Source organism: Micromonospora solifontis (assembly GCF_003725545.1).
In the GTDB taxonomy this organism is placed as follows: domain Bacteria; phylum Actinomycetota; class Actinomycetes; order Mycobacteriales; family Micromonosporaceae; genus Micromonospora; species Micromonospora solifontis.
Genome location: NZ_RJLN01000063.1, coordinates 1 through 22,893, shown reverse-complemented (window position 1 = coordinate 22,893; position 22,893 = coordinate 1). Strand labels below are relative to the sequence as shown.

Below are 22,893 nucleotides of genomic sequence, written 5' to 3'. Positions count from 1 at the left end.
TCCCGACCCCGCGACAGCAGGCCGGCCGGCCCTCCCGCCGGCAGCTCGGGTGGGCACGGTGGCCGGTCTGCTCACTGTCACGGCCATCGGGGTACGCAGCCTCGCGGTGGTGCGGCTGTCCGTTCGTGGTCCACTTGCCGGGCACGGACGCGTCGTGTCCGCGGTGGTCACCGCGGTCACCGTCGCGCTGATCGGCGCGCTGGTCCTCGCCGTCGTCGGGCTGCTGGCGCACGCCCACCGCCGGCGCCGGCCCGACGAGGCCGACCACGCGCCGACCCGCTCGCCGGCACCCGCCGGCTGGCCAGCCGTCATCGTGGTGGCGCTGCTGGCCGCGTCCGTGGCGCTGCTGTGGCCCGGCATCGTCGCCCCGCATCCGCTACCCGCCACCACGCCCGCCCCGGAAGTCCCCACGACCAGCGCGCCGTCGGCGGGCCGACCCGACGCGCCGACGCTCACCTCCCCCGCCTGGCCCACGCCCGGCTGGCTGATCGCGGTCGTACCGGTGCTGCTGGCCGTCGCCGCCGGCCTGGCGGCGGCCATCGCCCTGCGGCGGGCGGGCAACCCGCCGGTACCGGCCGAGGAGCCACCGGACCGGGAGCGGTTGGCAACCGTGATCGGCGCCGCGGCGCAGGAGATCGCCGCGGCGGATCCGGCGGACGCCCGGGCCGCCGTCATCGCCTGCTACACCGCGATGGAGCGGACGTTGCGCACCACCGAGGCCGCTCCCCGCCCGGCCGACACCCCCGAACAGGTGCTCCACCGGGCCATCGCGGCCGGGCTGCTGACCGGGCCGGCGGCGGGACGACTGGCGGCGCTGTTCGTCGAGGCCCGGTACAGCCGTCACCCCTTCACCGACGCCCAGCGCCGGGCGGCGGCCGAGGCGCTGGCTGCCGTCCGGGCCGAACTCGCCGCCGATGCCGACCGGCCGGACCGGGCGGACGGGCCATGAGGCCCACCACCGCGATCGCCGTGACCGGTGCGGTCGCCGTACTGGCAGCGACCGGCGCCGGCCTGCTGCTCGGCACCGCCGGACTGGTGGTCGGTGCCGCGCTCGGCGCCGGCCTGACGCTCGTCGCCATCCGGGCCGTCTTCCTGCCGGTCACCCCACCACCCGCCGCCGCGGCACCCCGCCCCTCCCGCCCCAGCCCCCGGTTCCACCGGTTCGAGGCGATCGACTCGATGGTGGCCTGGGCGCAGGTGAGCGGCCGGCAGTTCGACTACGGCGCCCGGCGACTGATCCGGCAACTGCTGGCCCAGCGGCTGGCCGAACGGCACGGCATCGACCTGAACACCGACCCGGACGCCGCCCGGACGCTCGTTGGAGCACGCCATTGGGCACTGCTCGCCCCGGACGCCGCGCCCAGCCGCGACGAGGGCGTCGACCAGCGGACCCTCGACGACCTGATCACCATGCTGGAGGAGCGATGACCACCACGACCGCGCCGACGGCCGCCACGGCCCAGCGGATCCTCGACGAGGTCAGCCGGGTCGTGGTCGGCAAGCGGGACGTCGTCGAGTCGGTGCTGCAGGGCATCGTGGCCGGCGGGCACATCCTCATCGAGGACCTGCCGGGCCTGGGCAAGACCTTGATCGCCCGGTCCCTGGCCGCGGCCACCGGGCTGGACTGCACCCGGGTGCAGTTCACCCCGGACCTGCTGCCCACCGACCTGCTCGGGGCCACCGTCTACGACCCACGCACCGCCGAACTGACCTTCCGGCCCGGGCCGGTCTTCGCCAACCTGCTGCTCGCCGACGAGATCAACCGCACCCCGCCGAAAACCCAGGCGGCGCTGCTGGAAGCCATGGCGGAGCGGCAGGTCACCGTCGACGGGCACACCCGCCCGCTGCCCGACCCGTTCGTGGTGCTGGCCACCGACAACCCGATCGAGTACGAGGGCACCTACCCGCTTCCCGAAGCCCAGCTGGACCGGTTCCTGCTGCGAGTACGCATCGGCTACCTGCCGCGGCAGCAAGAGATCGCGCTGCTGGCCCGCCGAGTCGCCACCGCCCCGTCGCAGGTGCGCGTCGACCAGGTCGCCACCCCGGCCGACCTGCTGGCGCTGCGCGCCGCCGCCGACCGGGTCACCGTCGACACCGACCTGCTCGGCTACCTGGTCGACCTGCTGGCCGCCACCCGCACGCACGCCTCGGTCGCGGTCGGCGCCAGCCCTCGCGGTGGCCTGGCGCTGCTGCAACTCGCCCGCGCCCAGGCCGTGCTGCGCGGACGCGACTACGTGACCCCGCACGACCTCAAGGAGCTTGCCGTGCCGACCCTGGCGCACCGGTTGACCCTGCGCCCGGAGATGTGGGTCCGCCGCGTCACCGCCGAGGAGATCGTGACCCGGATCCTCGACTCCCTGCCGGTGCCCCGCACCGGGAGCCGGCCGTGAACCACGCGCCGACCAGCACCGCGGACGCCCCGCTGGCGTGGGGTCCGGCGCCGGCCGCCGCCCGCGCCGGCACCATCGCCCTCCTCGCCCTCCTCACCGCCCTGGCGCTGCGCCGGGCCGAGCTGGTCATCCTCGCCGCGGCGCCGCTGGCCCTGCTGGCCGCCGCGTCGCGCCGGACGCCACCGCCGACCGTGACGGTGGCCGCCGGCGCCGGCACCGGCCGGGCGGTGGAAGGCCAGGAGCTGACGGTCACCGTCGCCGTCACCGTTCCGGCGCCGGTCGACCTGCTGGCGGTGCGGCTGCGGCCCCTGCTGCCGCTGGCCGCGCCCCTGACCCCCGACGTCTGGCGGGCCCGCGCGACCGACCGGATCGAGGCACGCTACCCGCTGCGACCGGCCCGCTGGGGTCGCTGGCCCGTCGGCCACCTCGAGATCACCGCGTACGCGGCCGGCGGCACCCGGCGCGCGGTGGCCCAGGTGTCGCTGCCAGAGCTGATCGTCAGTCCGAACCTGCCCGCCTGGGCGTACCTGCCCCGCCCGTGGCGACTGCCCCGCCTGGCCGGCGACCACGTCGCCGGCACGCTCGGCAGCGGGACGGAGTTCGCCGAGCTGCGCCCGTACCAGGCCGGTGATCCCGCCCGTCTGGTGCACGCGGCGGCGTCCGCCCGACGTGGCCGCCTGCAGGTCACCTCCCGGCACGCCGAGCACCTCGCCGACGTGGTGATCTGCCTGGACGCGTACTCCGACGTGGGCCAACCGCCACGCAGCAGCCTCGACACCGCGGTCCGCGGCGCGGCCGGCCTGGCCGCCGGATACCTGCGCGCCGGCGACCGGGTCGGTGCCATGCTGCTGGGCGCCGGCGCACCGCTGACCGTGCCGGCCGGCCTCGGCCGCGCCCAGCTGCCGCGGATCGTGGACCTGCTGATGCGGGCCCGCGACGCCTACGGAGTGGTCGACCCGGACCTGCGGCGGGTGCCGGGCACGGCGTTGCCTCCCGGCGCGCTGGTCGTGCTCTGCAGCCCGCTGCTGGACGAACGGGTGCTGGATGTCCTCACCCAGCTGCAGGAGCGCGCCTTGACGCCGGTGGTGCTCGACGTCCTCGGCGACGAGCCGCCGGCGCGGGGCCGCACCGGTGAGCTGGCGTTGCGGCTGTGGCGGCTGGACCGCGCCGCGCTGCACCGCCGGCTGGCCCGGCTCGGGATCGTGGTCGCGCCCGCCGCCGACCTCGGCCTGGCGGGCGAACGGCTGGCCGTACTGCGGGCCCATCACCCGACCGGAGTACGACCATGACGCCGCTGCCCCGGCGGCGTCCCGGGGCTGCGGCGCCGGGCGGCCGGGTCAGTGCCCGCGGCCTGCCGGCGGTGGGACTGGCGGTGGCCGGCCTGCTCCTCGCCACCGCGTCAGCCCCCGCACCGGCCCGGCTGCTCCTCGCGACCGGTACGGCGGCGGCGCTTCTCGCGGCCCGGGCCGGTGGTGGGACGGCCGCCACCCTCACCGGGGCGCACCTGATGGGGGCCACGGCGTGGGCACTGACGCGCCTGACCGGAGTCGCCGCGGTGGGCCTGGCGGTGGTTGAAGGGCTGCTGCTCGCCGGCTATCTGCTGGTCGTCGACGACGGCCCCGCCGGCGCGTGCGCAGACCATGGTTCCCGGGCGTATCTGCGGCGGGCCGGCAGTCGGTGGAGCGTGGCGGCGGCGGCGACCGGGACCGTGGCGGTGGCCGCCCTGCTGCCGGCCATGCCGCTGCTGCCACTGGTCCTGGCCGGGCTGGCGGCGGCTGTCGCGGCCTTGCTCGTCGCGGTGCGACATCCGTCGGACTCGTCCGGTCGCCGGTGACCGATGGTTCACAACCAGTTCCGGCGTTTGAAGGCGAGATAGAGGCCCCCGCAGACCAGCGCCATTAGAAGGATGGCGAACAGGTAGCCAAAATGCTCGACGGCCAGGTCGTGCAGCCGGAATTCTCCCGCAAGGGACATGATCAGGTCCGCATTTGGCCGATACAGCCCCTACCCCTTCGGTGGACCGCCATGCGGCAACCGTGGCGTCTCCGCGCCGAGTGAGCACCGCCGGTTCTGATCCATCGGTGAGAAGCGATCAAGGGCAGCACCCGCATCGCACACGGAGATCCGGCGTCGGCTAGGGTGCGGTGCGGGACGCGCAACCGTCCCTCGGCGGTGGGGCCCGCCGGCCCGGATCCGGTCCGGGAAGCCCGTGGCGGTGCCACCAACGGTCCCTACCGGTGACGTGGATTCCGCTGGTGGGAGAAAGCTGTGCGAATGCATGACCGTATGACGTCTGGTGCCCGAGGTGCGCGCCGGTGAGCGTGATCAGTCCGCTGGACGCCGTCCTGCTCGGGGTGGTGGAGGGCGTCACCGAGTTCCTGCCCATCTCATCCACCGGCCACCTGAAGATCACCGAAGGGTTGCTGGGTGTGCCGGTGACCGATCCGTCGGTCGTCGGATTCACCGCCGTGATCCAGATCGGGGCGATCGCTGCGGTCCTGGTCTACTTCTTCACCGACATCGTCCGCTTCCTCACCGCGTGGTGGCGTGGCCTGTTCAACCCAGGGCTACGGGCGTCCCACGACTACCGGTTCGCCTGGTGGATCCTCTATGCCACGCTGCCGGTGGTGGTGGTCGGCCTGCTCGCCAAGCCGCTGATCGACGGACCGCTGGCGTCGTTGTGGGTGGTGGCGGCCTCACTCGTCGTCGGCAGCCTGATCATGTGGCTCGCCGACCGTAGAGGCCGACACGCGCGCGGCGAGGCGGACGTGACGCTGGTCGACGCGATGCTCGTCGGCGCCTCACAGATCCTGGCGCTGCTGTTCGCCGGATTCTCCCGCTCCGGGGCGACGATGTCCGTCGGGCTGCTGCGCGACCTGGACCGGGTGGCCGCGACCCGGCTGTCATTCTTCCTGTCGATCCCGGCGCTGACCGGCGCCGGGATCTACGAGCTGAAGGACGCCGCCGGCGGCACCGTCGGGGTGTGGCCGCTGGTGATCGGCACGGTGGTGTCGTTCGTGGTGGCGTACGCGTCGATCGCCTGGCTGCTGCGGTTCATCGCCCGGCACTCGTTCACCACCTTCGTGGTCTACCGCCTCGTGGTCGCGGCCGCGCTGTTCGCCCTGCTCGGCACCGGGGCGCTGCACTCCTGAGCGCCGCCCGCCGCTCGCCGGCATCGAGCGGCAGCGGGTCGGCCGGGGTAGGCTCGAACCGTGCCCCGGCTTGCTGGGGCGCAGGCGATGAGGCTCGCCGTCAACCGCCTGTGCGCTGATGGCCTCTACCCCGGGTCGGACCGGACCAGGTCCGGCCGTCTGGTGCCGAGGCCTGCGCCCGCCGGTCTCGCGTTGCGACCGGAGGTGCGGATGACCGACCGACCAGCGGCAACCACCGGCCAGGCCGACGGTGGGAACTTCCACAGCATCCTGTTCCTCGACCAGCGGGACCTGGCGACGGTCGACGACGCACCGGCACCGCGATGCTTCCCCGACCTGAATCTGGACCAGCTCGTCGCGTCGATCCTGCGCGGCCGGGACGGGTACCGGCTGGCCGCGATCTTTCACACCCCTCTGCGGGACCTCGACGCGATCGCCTACCGCCACGAGGTGTTCGCCGACCTGGCCGCAGAGCCGGTGCACGCCGCGCTCGCGGCGTTCGGCGAGGGAATGCGGTCGGTGCGCTCAGCCCTGGCTCAGTCCTCCCGTGAGCGCTACCGGGTGCCACGGCAGTGGTGGTTCGCCCAGGCCGCCGCCCGGTACCGGAGCACCGTCACCGAGGCCGCCGACGCCCTCGACAATTTCCCCGCGACGTCCCGGGCCCTGCGTGGCCTGCGCGGTCACCTGGGCGCCTACCGGAACTCGGCCGGCTTCGCGGCGCTGGCACACGACGTCGACGACCTGCTGCGGGCACTCGGCGAGGTCCGCTACACCATGCACATCCACGGCGACCGGGTGCGGGTGGCCCGGTACGCCGAGCAGCCGGACTACACCACCGAGGTGCTGGAGGCCTTCTCCCGATTTCGGCAGGGCCCGGTCGGCGACCACCGCATGAACGTGCGCGACACCAACGGCATGAACCACGTCGAGGCCGCGATCACGGGCCTGGTGGCGAAGCTGTTCCCGGACACCTTCGCCCGCCTGGCGGACTTTCCCGACCGGCATGCCGACTTCCTCGACCCGGTGCTGGTCGACGTTGACCGGGAGGCGCAGTTCTACCTCGCCGTCGCCGGGCACGTCGCCACGTTGCGCGACGCCGGGCTGCCGTTCTGCCTGCCCGAGGTCTCCGCCGACGACAAACGCCTCCACGTGGTCGACGCGTTCGACATGGCGCTGGCGGACAAGCTCGTCGCCGACGGCCGGCCGGTGGTCGGCAACGACGTCGACCTGGACGGGCCGGAACGGATCCTGGTGGTCACCGGACCCAACCAGGGCGGCAAGACCACGTACGCGCGGATGGTCGGCCAACTGCACCACCTCGCCCGGCTCGGCTGCCCGGTGCCCGGACGGGTGGCCCGGCTGAAACTCTGCGACGAGGTGTTCACCCACTTCGAACGGGAGGAACACGCCACCGACCTGCACGGCAAGCTCGAGGACGACCTGCTGCGCATCCACGACATCCTGCGCCGGGCCACCCCCGACAGCCTGCTGATCATGAATGAGATCTTCACCTCCACCACCGCCCGGGACGCGCTGCACCTCAGCACCGAGGTGCTCCGGCAGGTCATCGACCGGGACATGGTGGGCGTGTGCGTGACGTTCCTCGACGAGCTGTCCCGCCTCGACGCGGCCACGGTCAGCATGGTCGGCACCGTCGCGCCCGACGACCCGAGCCACCGCACCTACCGGCTGGTGCGTCGGCCGGCGGACGGCCGGTCGTACGCGCTCACCCTCGCCGAACGGTACGGCCTCACCTACCAGCAGCTGAGGGAGCGGATCGGACGATGAAGGTAGCGCTGATGCACCGCAAGCCGGAGTTCGAGCCGGCGCCGCTGCCGCCGACGGCCGACCACGTGATCCGGGATCTGCACCTGCCGGTGCTGTTCGAGGCGATGAGCCGCGGCGACACGGTCGTGGCCGAGACGGTACCGCCCGCGGTGCTGTCCGGGCTCACCGAGATCGAGGACATCACCTACCGGCAGGAGGTCCTCGCCGACTGCCTGCGCCACCCGGACGTGATCCGCGGCCTGTACGCGGTGGCGTCGGAGGCCGTCGAGGGCCGCAGGAGGGACGTCCTGGGCTACCTGCATCCCACGCCGCACCTGGTGCTGCACGACGCCGTGCGGGCGGTCGCCGACTTCGTCACGAAGCTGCGGCAGGTGCGCCGGCTCGCCGACCGGCACGCCCACACGTTCCGCTCCGACGGGTTCACCGCGTTCTTCGCCCGTCTGGCCGACGAACTGGACGACGACTACCTCGACCGGATCGAGGCGTACACCCGGGAGCTGGACTTTCCCCGGGGGGTGCTGCTCGACGCGCGCCTCGGCGCCGGCGCCCGCGGGGTGGATCTGGTCCTGCGCCGGTCGGGTGAGCAGCCGGGGTGGTGGGAGCGGTTGACCGGCGGCGGACCGGAGACGTACACCTGGCGGCTGCCCGAACGCGACGAGGCCGGCGCGCAGGCGTTGGGCGACCTGCGTGACCGGGGCATCGCGGCGGCGGCGACCGCGCTGGCCGAATCCGCCGACCACATCCGGGGCTTCTTCACCGCGCTGCGCACCGAGCTGGCCTTCTACGTCGGCTGTCTCAACCTGTACGAGGACCTGCGGGCCAAGGGCGAGCCGGTGTGCTGGCCCACTCCCCTGCCGACGGGCGGCCCGGGTCTGGTGGCGGAAGGGCTCTACGACCCGGCGTTGAGCCTGCGCCTGGGCGACGGCCGGGCCGTCGGCAACGACATCGACGCCGCCGGGGCCGGCCTGGTCGTGATCACCGGCGCCAACCAGGGCGGAAAGTCCACCCTGCTGCGCGGGCTCGGGGTGGCCTGGCTGATGGCCGGGTGCGGCATGTTCGCCCCGGCACGGTCGCTGCGGATCGCCGTGGGCACCGGCGTGTTCACCCACTTCCGGCGGGAGGAGGACGCCGGCATGGACAGCGGCAAGCTGGACGAGGAGCTGACCCGGATGGCGCAGATCGCCGCCCAGCTGCGCGAAGGTGGTGTGGTGCTGCTCAACGAGAGCTTCGCCGCGACCAACGAACGCGAGGGCGCCGAGATCGGCCAGCAGATCATCCGCGCCCTGGTCGACCGGGGCGTCCAGGTGGTGTGCGTGACCCACCTGTACGAGCTGGCGCACGGCCTGGCGCAGGATCCGCCGGGCCGGGCGTTGTTCCTGCGTGCCGAACGGCGCGACGACGGGCGGCGCACCTTCGTCCTCCGGCCGGGCGCGCCGGAGCCGACCAGCCACGGGGTCGACCTCTACCGGCGCATCTTCGGTGCGGCGCCGGGCGCGGCGACGTCATGACGGTGCTGCTGGAGGTGCCCGGCCGTCCGGTCCGTCGGCTGGAGCACCTGCTGCTGGACGTCAACGGCACGCTGACCCGGCACGGTCTCCTGCTGCCCGGGATCGCCGAGCGGGTGCGCCGGCTGCGGAACCGGCTGTCGGTACGGCTGCTCACCGCGGACACCTACGGCACCGCCACCGAGGTGGCCCGGCAGCTCGGCGTCGGACTGGAGCGGGTCGCCGCCGGCGCCGACAAGGCCGCGGTCGCCGACCGGCTCGGCCCGGCGGCATGCGCGGCGGTCGGCAATGGCGCGAACGACGAGGCGCTGCTGCGCACCGTGGCGCTGGGCATCGCCGTGCTCGGCCCGGAGGGCAGCAGCCCGCGCGCGCTGCTCGCCGCCGACGTGGTCTGCCCGTCCGCGCTGGTCGCCCTGGACCTGCTGGCCGACGAGCGGGCGCTGGCGGCGACCCTGCGGCCCTGACCCACCGCCCGGGTCAGCCGGCCGCAGGGCGGGTCAGGGCGGCCAGGTGCCGGCGGGCCCGTTCCCGGTCGCCGTCGGTCGCGTCGGTGATGTCCAGGAAGATCTGCGTCAGCTGCGGCAGCCGGCGGCTCAGCTCGGACTTGATCCGGCCGCTGACCGCCTCGACGCCGTCGCTGTCCAGGCCGTCGGCGAGGTCGACCCGGGCGGCCAGCAGCACCTCGTCCGGGCCGAGCTGCATGGTCAGCACGGTCAGCACGGTGTCGATCTCCGGCTGCTCGGACAGCCACCGGTGGGCGGTGTCGGTCAGCCGGGTGTCGGCCTCGCCGATGAGCAGCCCCATGGTGTCCCGGCCCAGCCGGTAGGCGACGAACGCCAGCAACCCGGCGATGGCCAGCGACGCGGCCCCCTCGGCCGCCGCCGACCCGGTCAGCTGGTGCATCACCACGCCGACGGCGGCCAGCACCACCCCGACCACCGCGGTGCCGTCCTCGGCGGTCACCGTCCGTACCGTCGGGTCGCTGTGGTCACGCACCTGGTCGCGCAGCCGGCGGCCGGTGGCCCGCGCGGTTCGCCGTAGCTGCCGCAGCGCCCGGGCCAGCGAAACCGACTCGGCCACGAACGCGACGCCGAGCACCGCGTAGACCACCGGGAACGCCTCGCGCTCCGCGTGGCCGGAGGTGAGTGCCTGCCAGCCCTGGAGGGCGCTGAAGCAGGCGCCGGTGACGAAGATGCCGACCGCGGCCAGCAGCGACCAGAAGAACCGCTCCTTGCCGTACCCGAAGGGATGGGTCCGGTCGGCACGCCGCCGGCTGCGGCGCAGCGCGGTCAGCAGGAAGACCTCGTTGAGGCTGTCGGCGACCGAGTGGGCGGCCTCCGACAGCAACGCCGGCGACCCGGACACCGCCCCGCCGGCCGCCTTCGCCACGGCGATGACCAGGTTCGCGGCCAGGGCCACCAGCACGGTGGTACGGGTCTCGCCGCCGGCCGGCGGCGTCGGGGCGTCGGGCCGCAACAGCGCGCCGTCAACCGTCATCGCGTTCTCCTCAGCGATCGGCCGGCGCCTCGGCGGCGCGACGGCGAGCGGCGTCCAGCACCCGGCCGGCCTCGGCGCTGCCCTGCCAGCCAGCCGTGTCGGCGTGCTTGCCGGGTTCGAGGGTTTTGTAGATGTCGAAGAAGTGACCGATCTCGTCGCGCACGTGCGGGCTCACGTCCGTGATGTCGCGCACCTGGGCCCAGCGGGGGTCGTCGCTGGGCACGCAGAGCAGCTTCGCGTCGCGGCCGTGCTCGTCGCGCATCCAGAACACACCGATCGGGCGGACCCGGATCGCGCAGCCGGGAAAGGTGGGCGCGGCGAGCAGCACCAGGGCGTCCAGCGGATCGTCGTCCTCCGCCAGGGTGCCGGTGACGTAGCCGTAATCCGCCGGGTACGCCGTGGCGGTGAACAGGGTGCGGTCGAGGCGGATCCGGCCGAGCCGGTGGTCCATCTCGTACTTGTTCCGGGATCCGGCCGGGATCTCGACGATCATCTCGACGTCCATCACACACCCTTGTTCTCGTCACGGAGGGAACTGCTGTCGGTTCGGGCCGGCAGGGCGGCCACGGCCAGGTCCGCCGCCAGCGCCGCGAGCTCGGCGATACGGGCGTCGAGGGCGCGCATCAGCGCGGCGGTGTCGGCGTCGTCGGCCGTCGCGCGGGCGGCGGCCAGTGCGGTGCGCAGCCCGCCGGTGGCCTCGCCGACCCGGTCGTCGATCGCCGCACCGAGCGCGTCGGTGCTCGCCCGCAACGCCTGCTGCAGCGCGGAACGGACCCGACCGAGCTGCTTGCCGAGCAGCGGGTCCACCTCGTCGAGCAGGTGGGCGCGGACCGCCGACCGGCCCCACCTGCCCGGCAGGTGCCGACGCAGGGCCGCCGACCAGGCGACGGTGGTGCCGATCGGCTCGGCGAAGTCGTAGCTCACCCGCACCGGGGGCAGCAGTGGTCCGGCCGGCGCCGGCATCACGAGGTCCAGGTCGAGCAGCTCCCGCGCGGCGTCGCGGACCGCCGCCAGGTGCGCCGCGATCGCCCCGGCCAGCCGCTCGTCGAGCGCCGCCAACTCGGCGGTGATCACCCGCTCCCGCTGGTCCCGCCAGCGGTCGACCTCGGCGCGGATCAGCTGGACCGTGTGGGCCCGGCAGCGGTCCTCCAACTCGGCGGCCCGCGCCGCCGGCTGGGCGTCAACGTGGCGGGCCACCGCCCGCCGCAGCCGGCCGGCCAGTCGTACGGTGTCCGCCGCGGCGGCGGCGTTGAGCTCGCCGAGCATCCGGGCGACGGTCGCCGCGGCGATGTCGAGATCGTCGCGGCGCTGCTGGGCCACCGCGTCGAGACGCTGGGCGAACAGCTCGACCCGGTCCCCGGCCTGCGCGGCGGTCAGCTCGGCGGCCCGGCGGCGAAGCAGCGCCGCGTCGTGCAGCCGGCCGACGATCCGGGCGGTGTGTCCGGCCACCGAGGCGGCGAGATCGTGTCCACGCCGGGCCCGCAGGTCCTCGGTCAGCCACCGGCGCAGCGCACCGATCCCACTGTCGCCGCCGGCGAGGGCCTGCCGGGCGGAGACGGGGAAGACCGGCACCTCCCGGTGCACCGTCTCGGTGACCACCCCGGTGGTGAACGCGACCACCTCGTCCCGGTCCGCGGCCAGGACGTTGTCGATCTTGTTGATCACACAGGCCAGCGCCACCGAGCGGTCCCGCACCTCGGTCAGGAAGGCCCGTTCGTTGCCAGAGATCGGCGGGTCCGCCGAGACGACGAACACCGCCGCGTCCATGGTGTCCAGTGCGGTCGTCGTCGCCGCAGCGGAGCGGGCGAACACCGACCCGACGCCCGGCGTGTCCACCAGGTCGAGGTCGTCGAGCAGCACCGCGTCGAGGTGCACGACCAGGTCGGCGACGCCCCGGATGTTGTCCGGGTTGCCGGTCTCGGTGACCAGGTCGGGTAGGTCCGCCAGCGGGTGCTGCGCGGTATGCCCGTCGAGGTGGTCGACCTGCAGGCGTTCCGGCCGCCCGCGCCGCACGATGGTCGGCAGTGCGGTGACCGGCGTCACGCCGGTCGGCACGACGGGCCGTCCGAGCAGCGCGTTGACCAGGGTGCTCTTGCCTCGCTTCGCCTCGCCGACGACCAGCACCCGCAGGCGCCGCTCACGCCAGCGGCGGCGCAGCGCCGCCAGGCGTACGTGGTCGTCGCCGTCGGCGACGGCGAGCGCCCGCGCGAGCAAGCCGTCGAGATCGGTCCGCACACACGCCTCCCCATTCCGCGTACCGGAACAGGGACCGTTGGCGGACGGGTGTCCGCGGTTGACGGCGGGCCCCACCGCCTGTGCCGCCGACGATAATCGGTGATCGCGCCGCCCGCCAGCCGAGAGACCGGGCTCAGCCACCGGCCGGGGCTGGCCGCGCCTGCCGCGGCAGGCGGCGGCGGGTCAGCAGCAGCAGCGGGATCGCCGCCAGCTGGACGACGACCGAGAACGCCACCAGCGCCGGCAGCGACCACTGGTACAGCAGGCCGAGCACCACACTGCCGAGAAACCACAGCACACCGAACCCGGTGTCGAACAGCCCGTACGCCGACGCCCGCCGGGTGGCCGGCACCATGCCGGTGATCGCCGCCTTGACCACCGACTCCTGCGCCGCCATACCCACGCCCCACAGCACCACGCCGGCCACCGCCAGCACCGGCCCGCCGAGGAACACCAACGGGGCGAACATCGCGGTCAGCACGGTGGCGGCGACCACGGTCAGCAGACCGATCCGGTCGAACAGCCGGCCGAGGACCAGCGCGCCGACCGCCTCGGTGGCCATCGCGGCCGCGTACAGCACCGGGATCAGGTGCGGCGACAGCACCCGGGCGGCCCCGAAGTGGTAGGCGATCAGCGGGTAGTCGGCGTAGCCCATCGCGATCAGGCCCATCGCCGCGAGGTAGGTCCAGAACGCCACCGGCAGGCCGGTCCCCTCGGGCAGCCCCTCGGTCACCTCCAGCCGGGCCGGCACCGGATACCACCGCCAGGTCAGCAGCAGCACCACCAGCGTCAGGACCGCCGGCACCAGCAGCACCGCGAACCCGACCCGGTAGCCGCCGCGCCACCAGATCGCCGCAGCCACCAGCAGCGGGCCGAGCATCGCGCCGAAGGCGTCCAGGGCCTCCCGTACGCCGAACACCCACCCCCGGCCGAGCTCGCCGGTGGCGTGGGCGAGCATGGCGTCGCGGGCCGGGTTGCGGATCGCCCGGCCGGTGCGTTCGGCGATGATCAGCACCGCCGCGACCTGCCAGCTACCGGCAAGCGCCAGCATCGGCACCACGGCCATCTGCACGACGTAGCCGAACAGCGTGATCGGCCAGTACCGGCCGGTGCGGTCGGCCGCGTAGCCGAAGACGAACCGCAACGCGTAGCCGAGCAGCTCGCCGAAACCGGCGACGATCGCGACGGTGGCGGCGGAGGCGCCGAGAGTGGCCAGGAACGGGCCGGTGATACCGCGCGCGCCCTCGTGGGCCATGTCGGAGAACATGCTGACCACGCCGATGAGCAGCACGAACCGCAGCGCGGCGCGCCGAGATCCGGCGGCTGCGGCCACCCGCCGAGGATCGTCACCGGACATGTCGGCCTCCTACCAGCGCACGCGACGCACCAGTAGGGACCGTTGGCGGCGGGTCGCCGCGGTTCTCCCCGGTCGGGAACGGCGGGCCCCACCGCCGTGAGCGTGGCCCACGGTAGCCGATCGGGCGGCGCCGGGTGAAGACGTGGCGGCGGGTCCGGGCCCTGTCGACGACTGTTCACGTCCGCCCCGCACGCCCGCTACCGGGCGTTCGTTGCCTGCCGCAAACGTCCCGGGGCGGAACGTTTGGCATTCGAGCCGAGGAGCGGCAGTCGATGGGACACGACCACCAGCACAGCCACCAGCACCCGCACACCCACCCGCACGAGCCGGCCGGGGAGATCCCAGCCGTGCTTGATGCCGCGATCCCGGACAGCGAGCTGTCCCCCGGTGAGGTGTCCCGGCGCGGATTCCTGCGCCGGGCCGGCCTGCTCGGCGCCGGCGCGGCGGCGGCCGGCGTCGTCGGCGGCGGCGCCGCGGACCTGCTCGCCGGATCCGCGTCGGCGCAGGCCAAGGGTGTGGACCCGCGCGGCGACCGGACCGGCCGTTACGCCTGGCTGGCCGGCGACCACCACATCCACACCCAGTTCAGCCCGGACGGGGTGTACCGGGTCGCCGACCAGGTACGGCACGCCAGTGCGTACGGCCTGGACTGGATGGTGATCACCGACCACGGCACCGAGCAGCACGCGAAGGTCGGCGTCGAGAAGGTCAACCCGGACATCCGCCGGGCAAGGGATCTACACCGCGACATGCTCGTCTTCCAGGGCCTGGAGTGGAACATCCCCGCCGCCGAGCACGGCACCGTGTTCGTCCACCCCGGCAGCAACGAGGTCGCGGTGCTCAAGGAGTTCGAGAACTCCTTCGACGGCACCGTCACCAAGACCACCGCGTCCACCCCCGCCAACGAGGCGCTGGCGATCGCCGGGGTGAACTTCCTCGCCGACGCGGTGCGCCGCAAGCGCATCCCGGACGCGCTGTTCCTGGCCAACCACCCCTCCCGCAAGGGCATCGACTCCCCGCACGAGATCCGCGGCTGGCGCGACGCCCAGCCGCACATCGCCGTGGGCATGGAAGGCGCCCCCGGTCATCAGGCCGCCGGCATCAAGGCGCCGCTGGGCCCCGGGTCCGGTCGCGGCTACTACGACAGCAAGCCCGGCCCCGACTCGTTCCCCGGCTATCCCCTGGAGAGCTACGTGACCTGGGGCGGGTTCGACTGGATGACCGCCACCGTGGGTGGGCTGTGGGACAGCCTCCTGGCCGAGGGCAAGCCGTGGTGGATCACCGCGAACTCCGACTCGCACACCGTCTACGCCGACTCGGCCACCCGCGGGCCGGGCAGTGACTTCGCCGGCAACGGCTACTACAACGACCCGGTCTACGGTGGCGGGGTCAACCTCGGCAACGGGGACTTCTGGCCCGGCTACTACAGCCGCACCCACGTCGGCGCGGCCACCCGCTCGTACGCGGCGGTGATGGCCGGCATCCGTGACGGGCGGGTCTGGGTCGACCACGGCCGGCTGCTCGACGACCTGGACGTGTGGCTGCGCGCCGCCGGCGGTCAGGTCACCCTCGGCGGCACCCTGCTGGTGCGCCGCGGCGACGACGTCGAACTGCGCATCCGCGTGGGCCTGCCCGCCGAGGCCAACTGGGCCGGGTTCGTGCCGCAGCTGGCCCGCATCGACGTCATCGTCGGTGATGTCACCGGCCCGGTGTCCGACCGGGACGTCTTCACCACCCCCAACACCCGGGTGGTGAAGTCGTTCGAGGTGACCGCCGCCGACAACCACCGCGAATTCGTGTTCCGGCTGCCCAAGCTGGACGGGCCGAAGTATCTGCGGATCCGCGGCACCGACGGCCGGCGCAGCGCACCCGGCCTGCTCGGCGCGGCGGTCGACCCGCACGGCCCGGCCGCCGACGTGCTCGGCGACGCCGACCCGTGGCAGGACCTTTGGTTCTACAGCAACCCGATGTGGGTGCTGACCCGCTGATGAACCACACCATCGTGGGCCTGGACCTGGACCACGGCACAGTGGAGGTGGCCGAGCACTGGCTGCACGAACTCGTGCACCGGCTCGGCCACCCGGCCGGCCTGATCGCCTGCACCCACCTGGTCCACGAGCCGCACCCGCACGTCGCGGTGTCTCTGTCTGCCACCGATCCGCGGCAACTGGCCGACCTGCCCGCCGGAGACGCGCAGGCCACGCCCGGCGCGCGCCGGGCGGCGGCCGAACATCGGTCCCGCACCGCCGGGCGGGCGATCCACTACCCGGGCCAGGAACAGCTCACCGGCACCCTCACCGTCGCCGACGTCATCCGGCACAGCGCCATCGAACAGGTCGTCATCCTCGGCGGCGCCCCGGCCACCCCGGGCACCGTGCTGCACACCCTCGACTACGTCCGCCCCCAATGGCGTGAGGGACGCCTCACCCTGGTCACCCGACCCGCCCCCGGCGGCTCCCTCGCCCCCTTCGAACTGCAGCGCTCCACTCCCTGCTGCGCCGACCACTGACCCACTGTCGCCGGGGAACGGCTTGCGCAACTTCCCGCGAGGGGCAGACTGAACACCGGCCACGACAGACAAACACGCTCGGGAGGCATTCGGATGGCACGGATCGCGTCGGTGCAGGCGGTGGAGATCCTCGACTCGCGGGGCCGGCCCACCCTGTCGGTCACCCTGACCACCGCCGACGGGCAGACCGCATGGGCAGGAGTGCCGTCGGGGGCGTCCACCGGCAGCGGCGAGGCCGTCGAGCTGCGCGACGGCGACAAGGACCGCTACGGCGGCAAGGGCGTGCTGACCGCCGTCGGGCACGTCAACGGCGAGATCCGCGACGCGCTGACCGGCCGCGAGTTCCCCGACCTGGCGACCCTGGACGAGGCGCTGGTCAACCTCGACGGCACCGAGAACAAGTCCCGGCTGGGCGCCAACGCGATCGTGGGCGTGTCGATGGCCGCGGCGCGGGCGTTCGCCGGTGCGGCGGCCAAGCCCCTGTGGCGGTACCTGACTCCCGACGGCGTGGCGCCTCGCCTGCCGGTGCCGCACTTCAACGTGGTCAACGGCGGCGCGCACGCCCCGAACCGCCTCGACTTCCAGGAGTTCATGATCGCCCCCGTCGGCGCGCCCACCCTCGCCGAGGCGGTCCGCGCCGGCGCGGAGGTGTACGCGGCGCTGCGCGCCCGCCTCGCCGACGCCGGCTTCGCCACCGGCCTCGGCGACGAGGGCGGCTTCGCCCCCGACATCGAACAGCCCGAGCAGGTGCTCGACACCCTGGTCGCGGCGATCGGCGACGCCGGCTACACCGCCGGAAGCGACGGCGTGGCGATCGCGCTGGACCCGGCGGCCAGCGAGTTCCACCGCGACGGCCGCTACCACGTCGCCGGGGAGGCGCTCACCGCCGACGAGATGATCGACCGGTACGCCGCGATCGTCGACCGGTACCCGGTGTGGAGCATCGAGGACGGCCTGGCCGAGGACGACTGGGACGGCTGGACCCGCCTGACCGAGCGGCTCGCCGAGCGGGTGCAGCTCGTCGGGGACGACCTGCTGGTCACCAACCCGGTCATCGTGTCCCGGGCCATCGAACGGCGCGCCGGCACCGCCGCCCTGATCAAGGTCAATCAGATCGGCACCGTCACCGAAACCCTCGACACCATGCGGATCTGCCGGCAGGCCGGCTGGGCGCAGATGGTGTCGCACCGCTCCGGCGAGACCGCCGACGCGTTCATCGCCGACCTGGCCACCGGCGCCGGCTGCGGGCAGCTCAAGACCGGCGCCCCGGCCCGGGGGGAGCGGGTCGCCAAGTACAACCGGCTCATCGAGATCGAAGCCGCCGACCGGCTGCCGTACGGCCGGTAGCCAGCCCGCCGGGCCGGGCGCGTACTCGACGTACGGACCGGGTGAGGTGTGCCATGAGTCACACCAGCGTGCATGACACGGGCGGTGCTCTGCCGGGGCCAGGCCACCACGCCCATCCCTGGCAGGGCTCCCGCCTGGCCGAACTCGTCGCCGCCCTGCCCGGCGGCCGGTGGACCGACCACCCCACCGGCGCTGACCCGATGCTGGCGGCGCTCGCCCGAGCCGTCAACGACGGTTGCGCCGACGAGGGCCGATGGACCTGCTGGCGCTGCTGCCCTGGCTGCCCCGGCCGGTTCCCGGCCCCGCCCCACCGACCGGGGCGCGGATCGTGGGCACGGCCGGGCGGAGGGGCCTCGCCGTGGCCGACGCCGCGCTGGCCGCGCGACTGGCCCGGGAGCGTCCGGGCGCTGTCCCGATGCGACGACGCCGACCAGCGACTCTGGTGGCTGCTGCACGACGCGATCAACCTCACCCGCGCCGCCGACGGCCTTCCCGCCCTGCCCGACCGCGCCGACATGCGACTGCCCGACCGGTGGCCACACCGGCTGCCGGTACGGGTGCACATCCGCGTCCCCGACGGCGCCCAGTCCACCTACTACCACTGCACCCCGGTATGGGAGGGCTGGCCGGCCCGGCTGCAACACGACTGGGCCGCCCGGGAGGCCGAACTGCGCCTGCTCACCGACGTCGACCCACCCCGACCGGCGGGCTGACCCGCCGGCGGTAGACTTGGCGCCGGGCGTACGCCCGCGGCGGTGGGGCCCGCCGCCCCCGGCCACAGGCACGGGGACAACCGCGGACACCGCCAACGGTCCCTGCCAGCGGCCACACGTGTCGTCTACTGGTAGGGAGGTGACCACCGTGCGACCCGAACAGCTGCCCACCGACCCCGATGTCGACCTGCACGTAGCCCGGCAACGTGTCGAGCTGCGCCGGGGCACCGCCAGCCTGCTGGCCACCATCGCCGCCGGCGGCGTCATCGGCGCCACCGCCCGCTACACGCTGAGCCTGGCCTGGCCCCACCAGCCCGGCGAGTTCCCCTGGTCCACGTTCGTCACCAACGTCTCCGGCTGCCTGCTCATCGGCGTGCTCATGGTGCTGATCACCGAGGCGTGGACCGCGCACCGGCTCATCCGCCCGTTCCTCGGCGTCGGCATGCTCGGCGGCTACACCACCTTCTCCACCTACGCGGTCGACATCCAGCAGGCCGTCGCCGCCGGTCACCCCCGGGTGGCGTTGCTCTACCTCGCCGGCACCCTGGCCGCCGCCCTCGCCGCGGTCTACACCGGCATCATCATCGCCCGCCTGCTCACCGGGCTGCACCCCCGGCGAAAGGAGCACCGGTGAAACTCGAAGGCCCCGCCGCCCGGCTCACCATCTTCGTCGGTGAGGACGACACCTGGCAGCACAAGCCGCTCTACCACGAGATCGTCCACCGCGCCCACGCCGCCGGGCTCGCCGGCGCGAGCGTGCTGCGTGGCATCGAAGGGTACGGCGCGTCCTCCCGGGTGCACACCACCCGCATCCTGTCGCTGTCGGAAGACCTGCCCATCGCGGTGATCATCGTCGACGCCGAGGACCGCATCCGCGCGTTCCTGCCGCAACTCGACGAGCTCATCACCGAGGGCCTCGTGATCATCGACCCCGTCGAGGTGATCCGCTACACCGGCCGGACCGCCGGATGACCCTCGTCCTCGTCGCGCTCGGCGCCGCGTTCGGCGCGCCGCTGCGCTACATGGCCGACCGGGCCGTGCAGGCCCGCCACGACTCCGTCTTCCCCTGGGGCACCTTCACCGTCAACGTGCTCGGCTCGTTCATCCTCGGCGTGCTCATCGGCGGGGCCGCCGCCGGCGCGGTTCCCGCTCCCCTGGTCACCCTGCTCGGCACCGGCCTGTGCGGGGCGTTAAGCACCTACTCGACCTTCGGCTACGAGACCATCCGCCTGTTCGAGGACGGTGCCCGCTTCTACAGCCTGCTCAACGCCGGCATCAGCGTCGCCGCCGGCCTCGGCGCCGCGTTCGTCGGCGTCAGCGTCGCCCAGGCCGTGTGGCCCTGACCGCCCACGTCTCACCGCACACGGGCTCGGGCAGCCGAGCCGAAGATCGGCCGGTACGGACGATGGGCACCAGGGTCGCCCGGGCCTATTGTGGCCGTCACAGCCGTGCAGCTCTCCGGCGGCACAGGGCGGCAGCGTCCGGTCGCCGGTGCAGGATTGACCGCTGGAGGCGGTGACGGCACATGCGCGACGACGCCGACCGATTCGACGAGCTCGTGGCCAACCTCACCACCGACGACCCCGAGTTCGTGGAGAGTTTCCGCCGGGGCAGACCGGCGCCACCCCGGGAATACCGGCAGGCCAGACGGCACCGAGGCCTGCTGCTCCTGGGCTCCGCCAGCAGCGTCGTGCTCAGCGCGGCCCAGCACAGCCGGCCGCTGCTGTCCGGCGCGCTGCTTCTCCTCGCCCTCGCATCCGCGCTCGCCAGCGCCCTGGTCACCTGCCCGCACCTCGACGCGCCCACCTAGCCAGGCACACGGGGCACGACCGTCCCAGACGACTCCGGCGATGCGGGAAACCCGCTCGGCGAATCTCACCCGGCCAGCGGCGGATCACGCTGACGTCGATGACACCACATCGCGGTCTCCCACGAGCTTCCCGGAGCTGATCCGGAGCGGCAGGCCCCGCCGCCGGTGCCACGGGTTTTCGCCGCCGCCGGGTTACGGGTGTGGGGCTGTCTCGCCCGTGGCCGGCGCCGCCGCAGGTAGGGTCCGGTCCGGCGCCCTCCGGGCGACGCCGCCCGCGCGCCCGCGGGACAGCGCCCACCGGACGCCGGTTAGCCACCCGATCGCGAGCAACCAACTGCCTATCACGTCGGTGGGCCAGTGCACGCCCAGCCACACCCGCGACCAGCCGACGGCCAGCGCGTAGCCGGCGGCGCCCGCCCAGATCACCACACGAGTGAGCGGATCGTCCCACCGGCGGGTCAACGCCCAGGCGATGACCCCGGCGCCGAGCGTCGCGATGGTGGTGTGGCCGGACGGGAACGCGTACCCGGACGCCGGACCGATCCACTCGACCCGAGGCGGTCGCGGCCGGGCGATGGTCTCCGCCACCGCCCAGCGCACCAGCGTCCCGGCGGTGAACACCGCGACGAGACCGGCCGCCGCACGCAGCCGCCGACCGGCGCCGCCGCACGCCGCGCCGAACCCGACCGCGAGGACCACCGGAAGCAACAGTGTGAACTGGCCGCCGCGGGTCACGTGCGCCGCCACGGCCGCCACCACGCCACCGCGGTGCGCCAGCGCCCACCGGTGCCCGTACAGGTCGGCGCCCACCAGCATCGGGTACGTGATCGCCAGCGTGACGAAGGTCGCGACGGCAACCACCGCCCACCGCCACGACGTGGTGGCACCGCCCGGCCTCGCCTTGACCCGCAGGGCCGGCCGGACCACTGATTCGTTCACTGAACACTCCCTGCGTAACGTCGCCATGACCGCCGTGGCCGGGGTGGTCCGGCGGCGGGCCGGCGCAGCCGGCCCCGGGCGGCCAGCTCAACGGTCACCACCACCGCGATCGCCTCCACGGCGAGCAGACCGACGAGCACGAACAGTTGGGTCGCTCCGGCGGCCAGCGGACTGCCCCCACCGAGCAGCACCCCGACGAAAGCGCCGGGGAGAGTGACCAACCCGACCGTGCGGGTCTGGTCCAGCGCCGGCACCAGGGCCTGACCCGCGGCCGGCCGGCAGATCTCCAGGGCCGCCTCCCGGTCACCCATACCCAGCGCGAGGGCGGCCTCGACCTCGCCACGACGGCCGACCAGCTCATCCACGGCACGCCGGCCGGCCAGAGAAGTGGCGGTCATCGCCCCGCCGATCAGGATCCCCGCCACCGGAATGACCGCGATCCCCCGCGCCGGAACCAGCCCCACCGCGACCACAGCGACCACAACCGGAACACTGCCGGCCGCGATCGGCAGCGCCGCCCACCACTGGCCGCCCCGACCGGTGATCCGCCTGCCCGACGTCCACGCCGCGACCACACACATCAGCACCACGAACGCCGCGGTGAACCACGCCGACGCGACGATCGCACCGATCAGCAGGGACACCGCCGCCAACTGCCCGGCAGCGCGCACCGCCGCGACACCGATCTGCCGGGCATGACCCAGCCGGCCGAACCAGGCCACCACAGCGGCCACCGCCGTCAACACCAACAGCACCACCGCCAGCCGCGGCCCCGCCGTCACCGCCGCACCCGACACGGTCACCAGGCCCGCCCCCGCACGCAGCCCGGCCGCAGCATGCAGACGGCTGGCCCGGCTACCGGGATCGGATCCATCACGTCGGGCACAGTCACTCCTACCAGCACAGGCGTCCACTGGTAGGGACCGTTGGCGGTCGACCGCGGTTCTCCCGACCGCACGCCGGGACGGCGGGCCCCACCGCCGAGGACGGCCAACCCGCGACCGTACGGCCCGACGCTACAGCAACCCGCCCCACCGCGCTCGGATCCCCACCGCCCCTCCAGCCCACGGCAGTCGGCCAAGCGGCGATTCCCACCCCGGTATGCCCCCGCTCCGCCGGTCGACCGACCCCGCCCCACCTCCGACGGCACTCCCACGTCCAGGCTGGGGTGTCCTCGGGTGAACGGCTCCACCCCACCGCCGTGATCCCGATGCGGCGGGACGGCGTACCGTCGGGCCGTACCGTTCCAGATGCCGCCGTCTGGTCCGCTACGTGACACCTGCACCAGCCTGAGACGAAGGGAGCACCCCGAAGTGGGCCCCGTGATCTCTCTCCCGGCCCCTTGTGCCGACACCGGCACGACGTCCACCCCTGTCGGGCTCGGATGAACGGCGACCTTCTCGGCACGCTCGCCGCGGCGTCAGCGGCGGCGTTCGCGCTGGCCTGGCTGTCCGCCGTCGCCGGATTCGGCGGCGGAGTCCTGCTGCTGCCGGTGTTCACCGCCCTGTTCGGGCTGCGAGCGGCGGTGCCGATGCTGACCCTCACCCAACTGTCCAGCAACGGCGCCCGGGTGTGGTTCAACCGGAAGGACCTGAACTGGCCGCTTGTGGGCTGGTTCGCCCTCGGGGCGGTGCCCTGCGCCGTCACCGGC

Annotated in this window: 25 protein-coding genes and 1 riboswitch; of the genes, 18 read left to right on the top strand and 7 right to left on the bottom strand. The window is 73.9% G+C overall.

The window, feature by feature from the left end:
• The first annotated feature begins 154 nt into the window (after nt 1-154).
• From EFE23_RS20035 to EFE23_RS20015, 5 genes are read left to right on the top strand one after another with little or no spacing between them, the layout of a single operon-like run.
• Complete coding sequence (locus EFE23_RS20035; protein WP_123242477.1) at nt 155-949, top strand: DUF4129 domain-containing protein; 795 nt, start codon at nt 155-157, stop codon at nt 947-949.
• Nucleotides 946-1,428 (top strand): hypothetical protein, encoded by a 483-nt coding sequence (locus EFE23_RS20030; RefSeq protein WP_123242476.1) that lies wholly within the window; start codon nt 946-948, stop codon nt 1,426-1,428. Before EFE23_RS20035 ends, EFE23_RS20030 begins: the two co-directional genes overlap by 4 nt.
• Entirely contained in the window at nt 1,425-2,390 is a 966-nt protein-coding gene (locus tag EFE23_RS20025; RefSeq protein WP_123242475.1) for an AAA family ATPase, read from the top strand. Before EFE23_RS20030 ends, EFE23_RS20025 begins: the two co-directional genes overlap by 4 nt.
• Complete coding sequence (locus EFE23_RS20020; RefSeq protein WP_123242474.1) at nt 2,387-3,679, top strand: DUF58 domain-containing protein; 1,293 nt, start codon at nt 2,387-2,389, stop codon at nt 3,677-3,679. Before EFE23_RS20025 ends, EFE23_RS20020 begins: the two co-directional genes overlap by 4 nt.
• Complete coding sequence (locus EFE23_RS20015) at nt 3,676-4,224, top strand: hypothetical protein (RefSeq protein ID WP_123242473.1); 549 nt, start codon at nt 3,676-3,678, stop codon at nt 4,222-4,224. Before EFE23_RS20020 ends, EFE23_RS20015 begins: the two co-directional genes overlap by 4 nt.
• Nucleotides 4,225-4,232: 8 nt before the next feature.
• On the opposite strand, the gene EFE23_RS29335 is transcribed toward EFE23_RS20015, so the two are convergent.
• A complete protein-coding gene (locus EFE23_RS29335) occupies nt 4,233-4,364 on the bottom strand; it encodes a hypothetical protein (RefSeq protein WP_255421168.1) in 132 nt (43 codons plus the stop codon).
• Nucleotides 4,365-4,705: 341 nt separating this feature from the next.
• Here EFE23_RS29335 and EFE23_RS20010 point away from each other — a divergent pair, with 341 nt between their 5' ends.
• The 4 genes from EFE23_RS20010 (at nt 4,706) to EFE23_RS19995 (ending at nt 9,299) form a co-directional block, all read left to right on the top strand.
• The gene (locus EFE23_RS20010) at nt 4,706-5,542 is read left to right on the top strand and encodes an undecaprenyl-diphosphate phosphatase (RefSeq protein WP_123242472.1); all 837 of its coding nucleotides are present in this window, start codon (nt 4,706-4,708) and stop codon (nt 5,540-5,542) included.
• 74 nt (nt 5,543-5,616) lie between these two features.
• Nucleotides 5,617-5,677: riboswitch (Fluoride riboswitch) on the top strand.
• Nucleotides 5,678-5,752: 75 nt separating this feature from the next.
• On the top strand, nt 5,753-7,330 hold the full coding sequence (locus EFE23_RS20005; RefSeq protein WP_123242471.1) for a MutS-related protein: 1,578 nt from the start codon (nt 5,753-5,755) through the stop codon (nt 7,328-7,330).
• Nucleotides 7,327-8,838: a MutS-related protein gene (locus EFE23_RS20000; protein ID WP_123242470.1), complete on the top strand. Its 1,512-nt coding sequence runs from the start codon at nt 7,327-7,329 to the stop codon at nt 8,836-8,838. The genes EFE23_RS20005 and EFE23_RS20000 overlap by 4 nt, the downstream gene beginning before the upstream one ends.
• Nucleotides 8,835-9,299, top strand: a complete 465-nt coding sequence (locus EFE23_RS19995) for an HAD family hydrolase (protein ID WP_123242469.1) — start codon at nt 8,835-8,837, stop codon at nt 9,297-9,299. Before EFE23_RS20000 ends, EFE23_RS19995 begins: the two co-directional genes overlap by 4 nt.
• Before the next feature lie 13 nt (nt 9,300-9,312).
• On the opposite strand, the gene EFE23_RS19990 is transcribed toward EFE23_RS19995, so the two are convergent.
• The 4 genes from EFE23_RS19990 to EFE23_RS19975 form a co-directional block, all read right to left on the bottom strand.
• Nucleotides 9,313-10,332, bottom strand: a complete 1,020-nt coding sequence (locus tag EFE23_RS19990) for a cation diffusion facilitator family transporter (protein WP_123242468.1) — start codon at nt 10,330-10,332, stop codon at nt 9,313-9,315.
• A gap of 10 nt (nt 10,333-10,342) precedes the next feature.
• Nucleotides 10,343-10,837, bottom strand: a complete 495-nt coding sequence (locus EFE23_RS19985) for an inorganic diphosphatase (protein WP_123242467.1) — start codon at nt 10,835-10,837, stop codon at nt 10,343-10,345.
• On the bottom strand, nt 10,837-12,567 hold the full coding sequence (locus tag EFE23_RS19980) for a dynamin family protein (RefSeq protein WP_158675892.1): 1,731 nt from the start codon (nt 12,565-12,567) through the stop codon (nt 10,837-10,839). The genes EFE23_RS19985 and EFE23_RS19980 overlap by 1 nt, the downstream gene beginning before the upstream one ends.
• A 133-nt stretch (nt 12,568-12,700) precedes the next feature.
• Entirely contained in the window at nt 12,701-13,924 is a 1,224-nt protein-coding gene (locus tag EFE23_RS19975) for an MFS transporter (RefSeq protein WP_123242465.1), read from the bottom strand.
• Nucleotides 13,925-14,196: 272 nt separating this feature from the next.
• On the opposite strand from EFE23_RS19975, the gene EFE23_RS19970 reads away from it, so the two are divergent.
• From EFE23_RS19970 to EFE23_RS19940, 8 genes are all read left to right on the top strand, one after another.
• Nucleotides 14,197-15,912 (top strand): PHP domain-containing protein, encoded by a 1,716-nt coding sequence (locus tag EFE23_RS19970; RefSeq protein WP_123242464.1) that lies wholly within the window; start codon nt 14,197-14,199, stop codon nt 15,910-15,912.
• On the top strand, nt 15,912-16,433 hold the full coding sequence (locus EFE23_RS19965) for a hypothetical protein (RefSeq protein ID WP_123242484.1): 522 nt from the start codon (nt 15,912-15,914) through the stop codon (nt 16,431-16,433). Before EFE23_RS19970 ends, EFE23_RS19965 begins: the two co-directional genes overlap by 1 nt.
• A 93-nt stretch (nt 16,434-16,526) precedes the next feature.
• Nucleotides 16,527-17,780 (top strand): phosphopyruvate hydratase, encoded by a 1,254-nt coding sequence (gene eno, locus EFE23_RS19960; RefSeq protein ID WP_123242463.1) that lies wholly within the window; start codon nt 16,527-16,529, stop codon nt 17,778-17,780.
• A gap of 53 nt (nt 17,781-17,833) precedes the next feature.
• Entirely contained in the window at nt 17,834-18,493 is a 660-nt protein-coding gene (locus EFE23_RS29050) for a hypothetical protein (protein WP_233601077.1), read from the top strand.
• 148 nt (nt 18,494-18,641) lie between these two features.
• Nucleotides 18,642-19,127 (top strand): fluoride efflux transporter CrcB, encoded by a 486-nt coding sequence (gene crcB / locus EFE23_RS29045; RefSeq protein WP_233601076.1) that lies wholly within the window; start codon nt 18,642-18,644, stop codon nt 19,125-19,127.
• Nucleotides 19,124-19,465: a DUF190 domain-containing protein gene (locus EFE23_RS19950; protein ID WP_123242461.1), complete on the top strand. Its 342-nt coding sequence runs from the start codon at nt 19,124-19,126 to the stop codon at nt 19,463-19,465. The genes crcB (EFE23_RS29045) and EFE23_RS19950 overlap by 4 nt, the downstream gene beginning before the upstream one ends.
• Entirely contained in the window at nt 19,462-19,836 is a 375-nt protein-coding gene (crcB, locus tag EFE23_RS19945) for a fluoride efflux transporter CrcB (RefSeq protein WP_123242460.1), read from the top strand. The genes EFE23_RS19950 and crcB (EFE23_RS19945) overlap by 4 nt, the downstream gene beginning before the upstream one ends.
• 182 nt (nt 19,837-20,018) lie before the next feature.
• On the top strand, nt 20,019-20,303 hold the full coding sequence (locus tag EFE23_RS19940; RefSeq protein ID WP_123242459.1) for a DUF3040 domain-containing protein: 285 nt from the start codon (nt 20,019-20,021) through the stop codon (nt 20,301-20,303).
• A gap of 192 nt (nt 20,304-20,495) precedes the next feature.
• Here the strand turns inward: EFE23_RS19940 and EFE23_RS19935 are convergent, their stop codons facing one another.
• Entirely contained in the window at nt 20,496-21,242 is a 747-nt protein-coding gene (locus tag EFE23_RS19935) for a phosphatase PAP2 family protein (RefSeq protein WP_158675891.1), read from the bottom strand.
• On the bottom strand, nt 21,239-22,045 hold the full coding sequence (locus EFE23_RS19930) for an ABC transporter permease (protein WP_233601075.1): 807 nt from the start codon (nt 22,043-22,045) through the stop codon (nt 21,239-21,241). The genes EFE23_RS19935 and EFE23_RS19930 overlap by 4 nt, the downstream gene beginning before the upstream one ends.
• Nucleotides 22,046-22,626: 581 nt before the next feature.
• On the opposite strand from EFE23_RS19930, the gene EFE23_RS19925 reads away from it, so the two are divergent.
• Nucleotides 22,627-22,893 (top strand): TSUP family transporter (locus EFE23_RS19925; protein WP_148058488.1); only part of this gene is annotated, 267 nt, incomplete at its 3' end.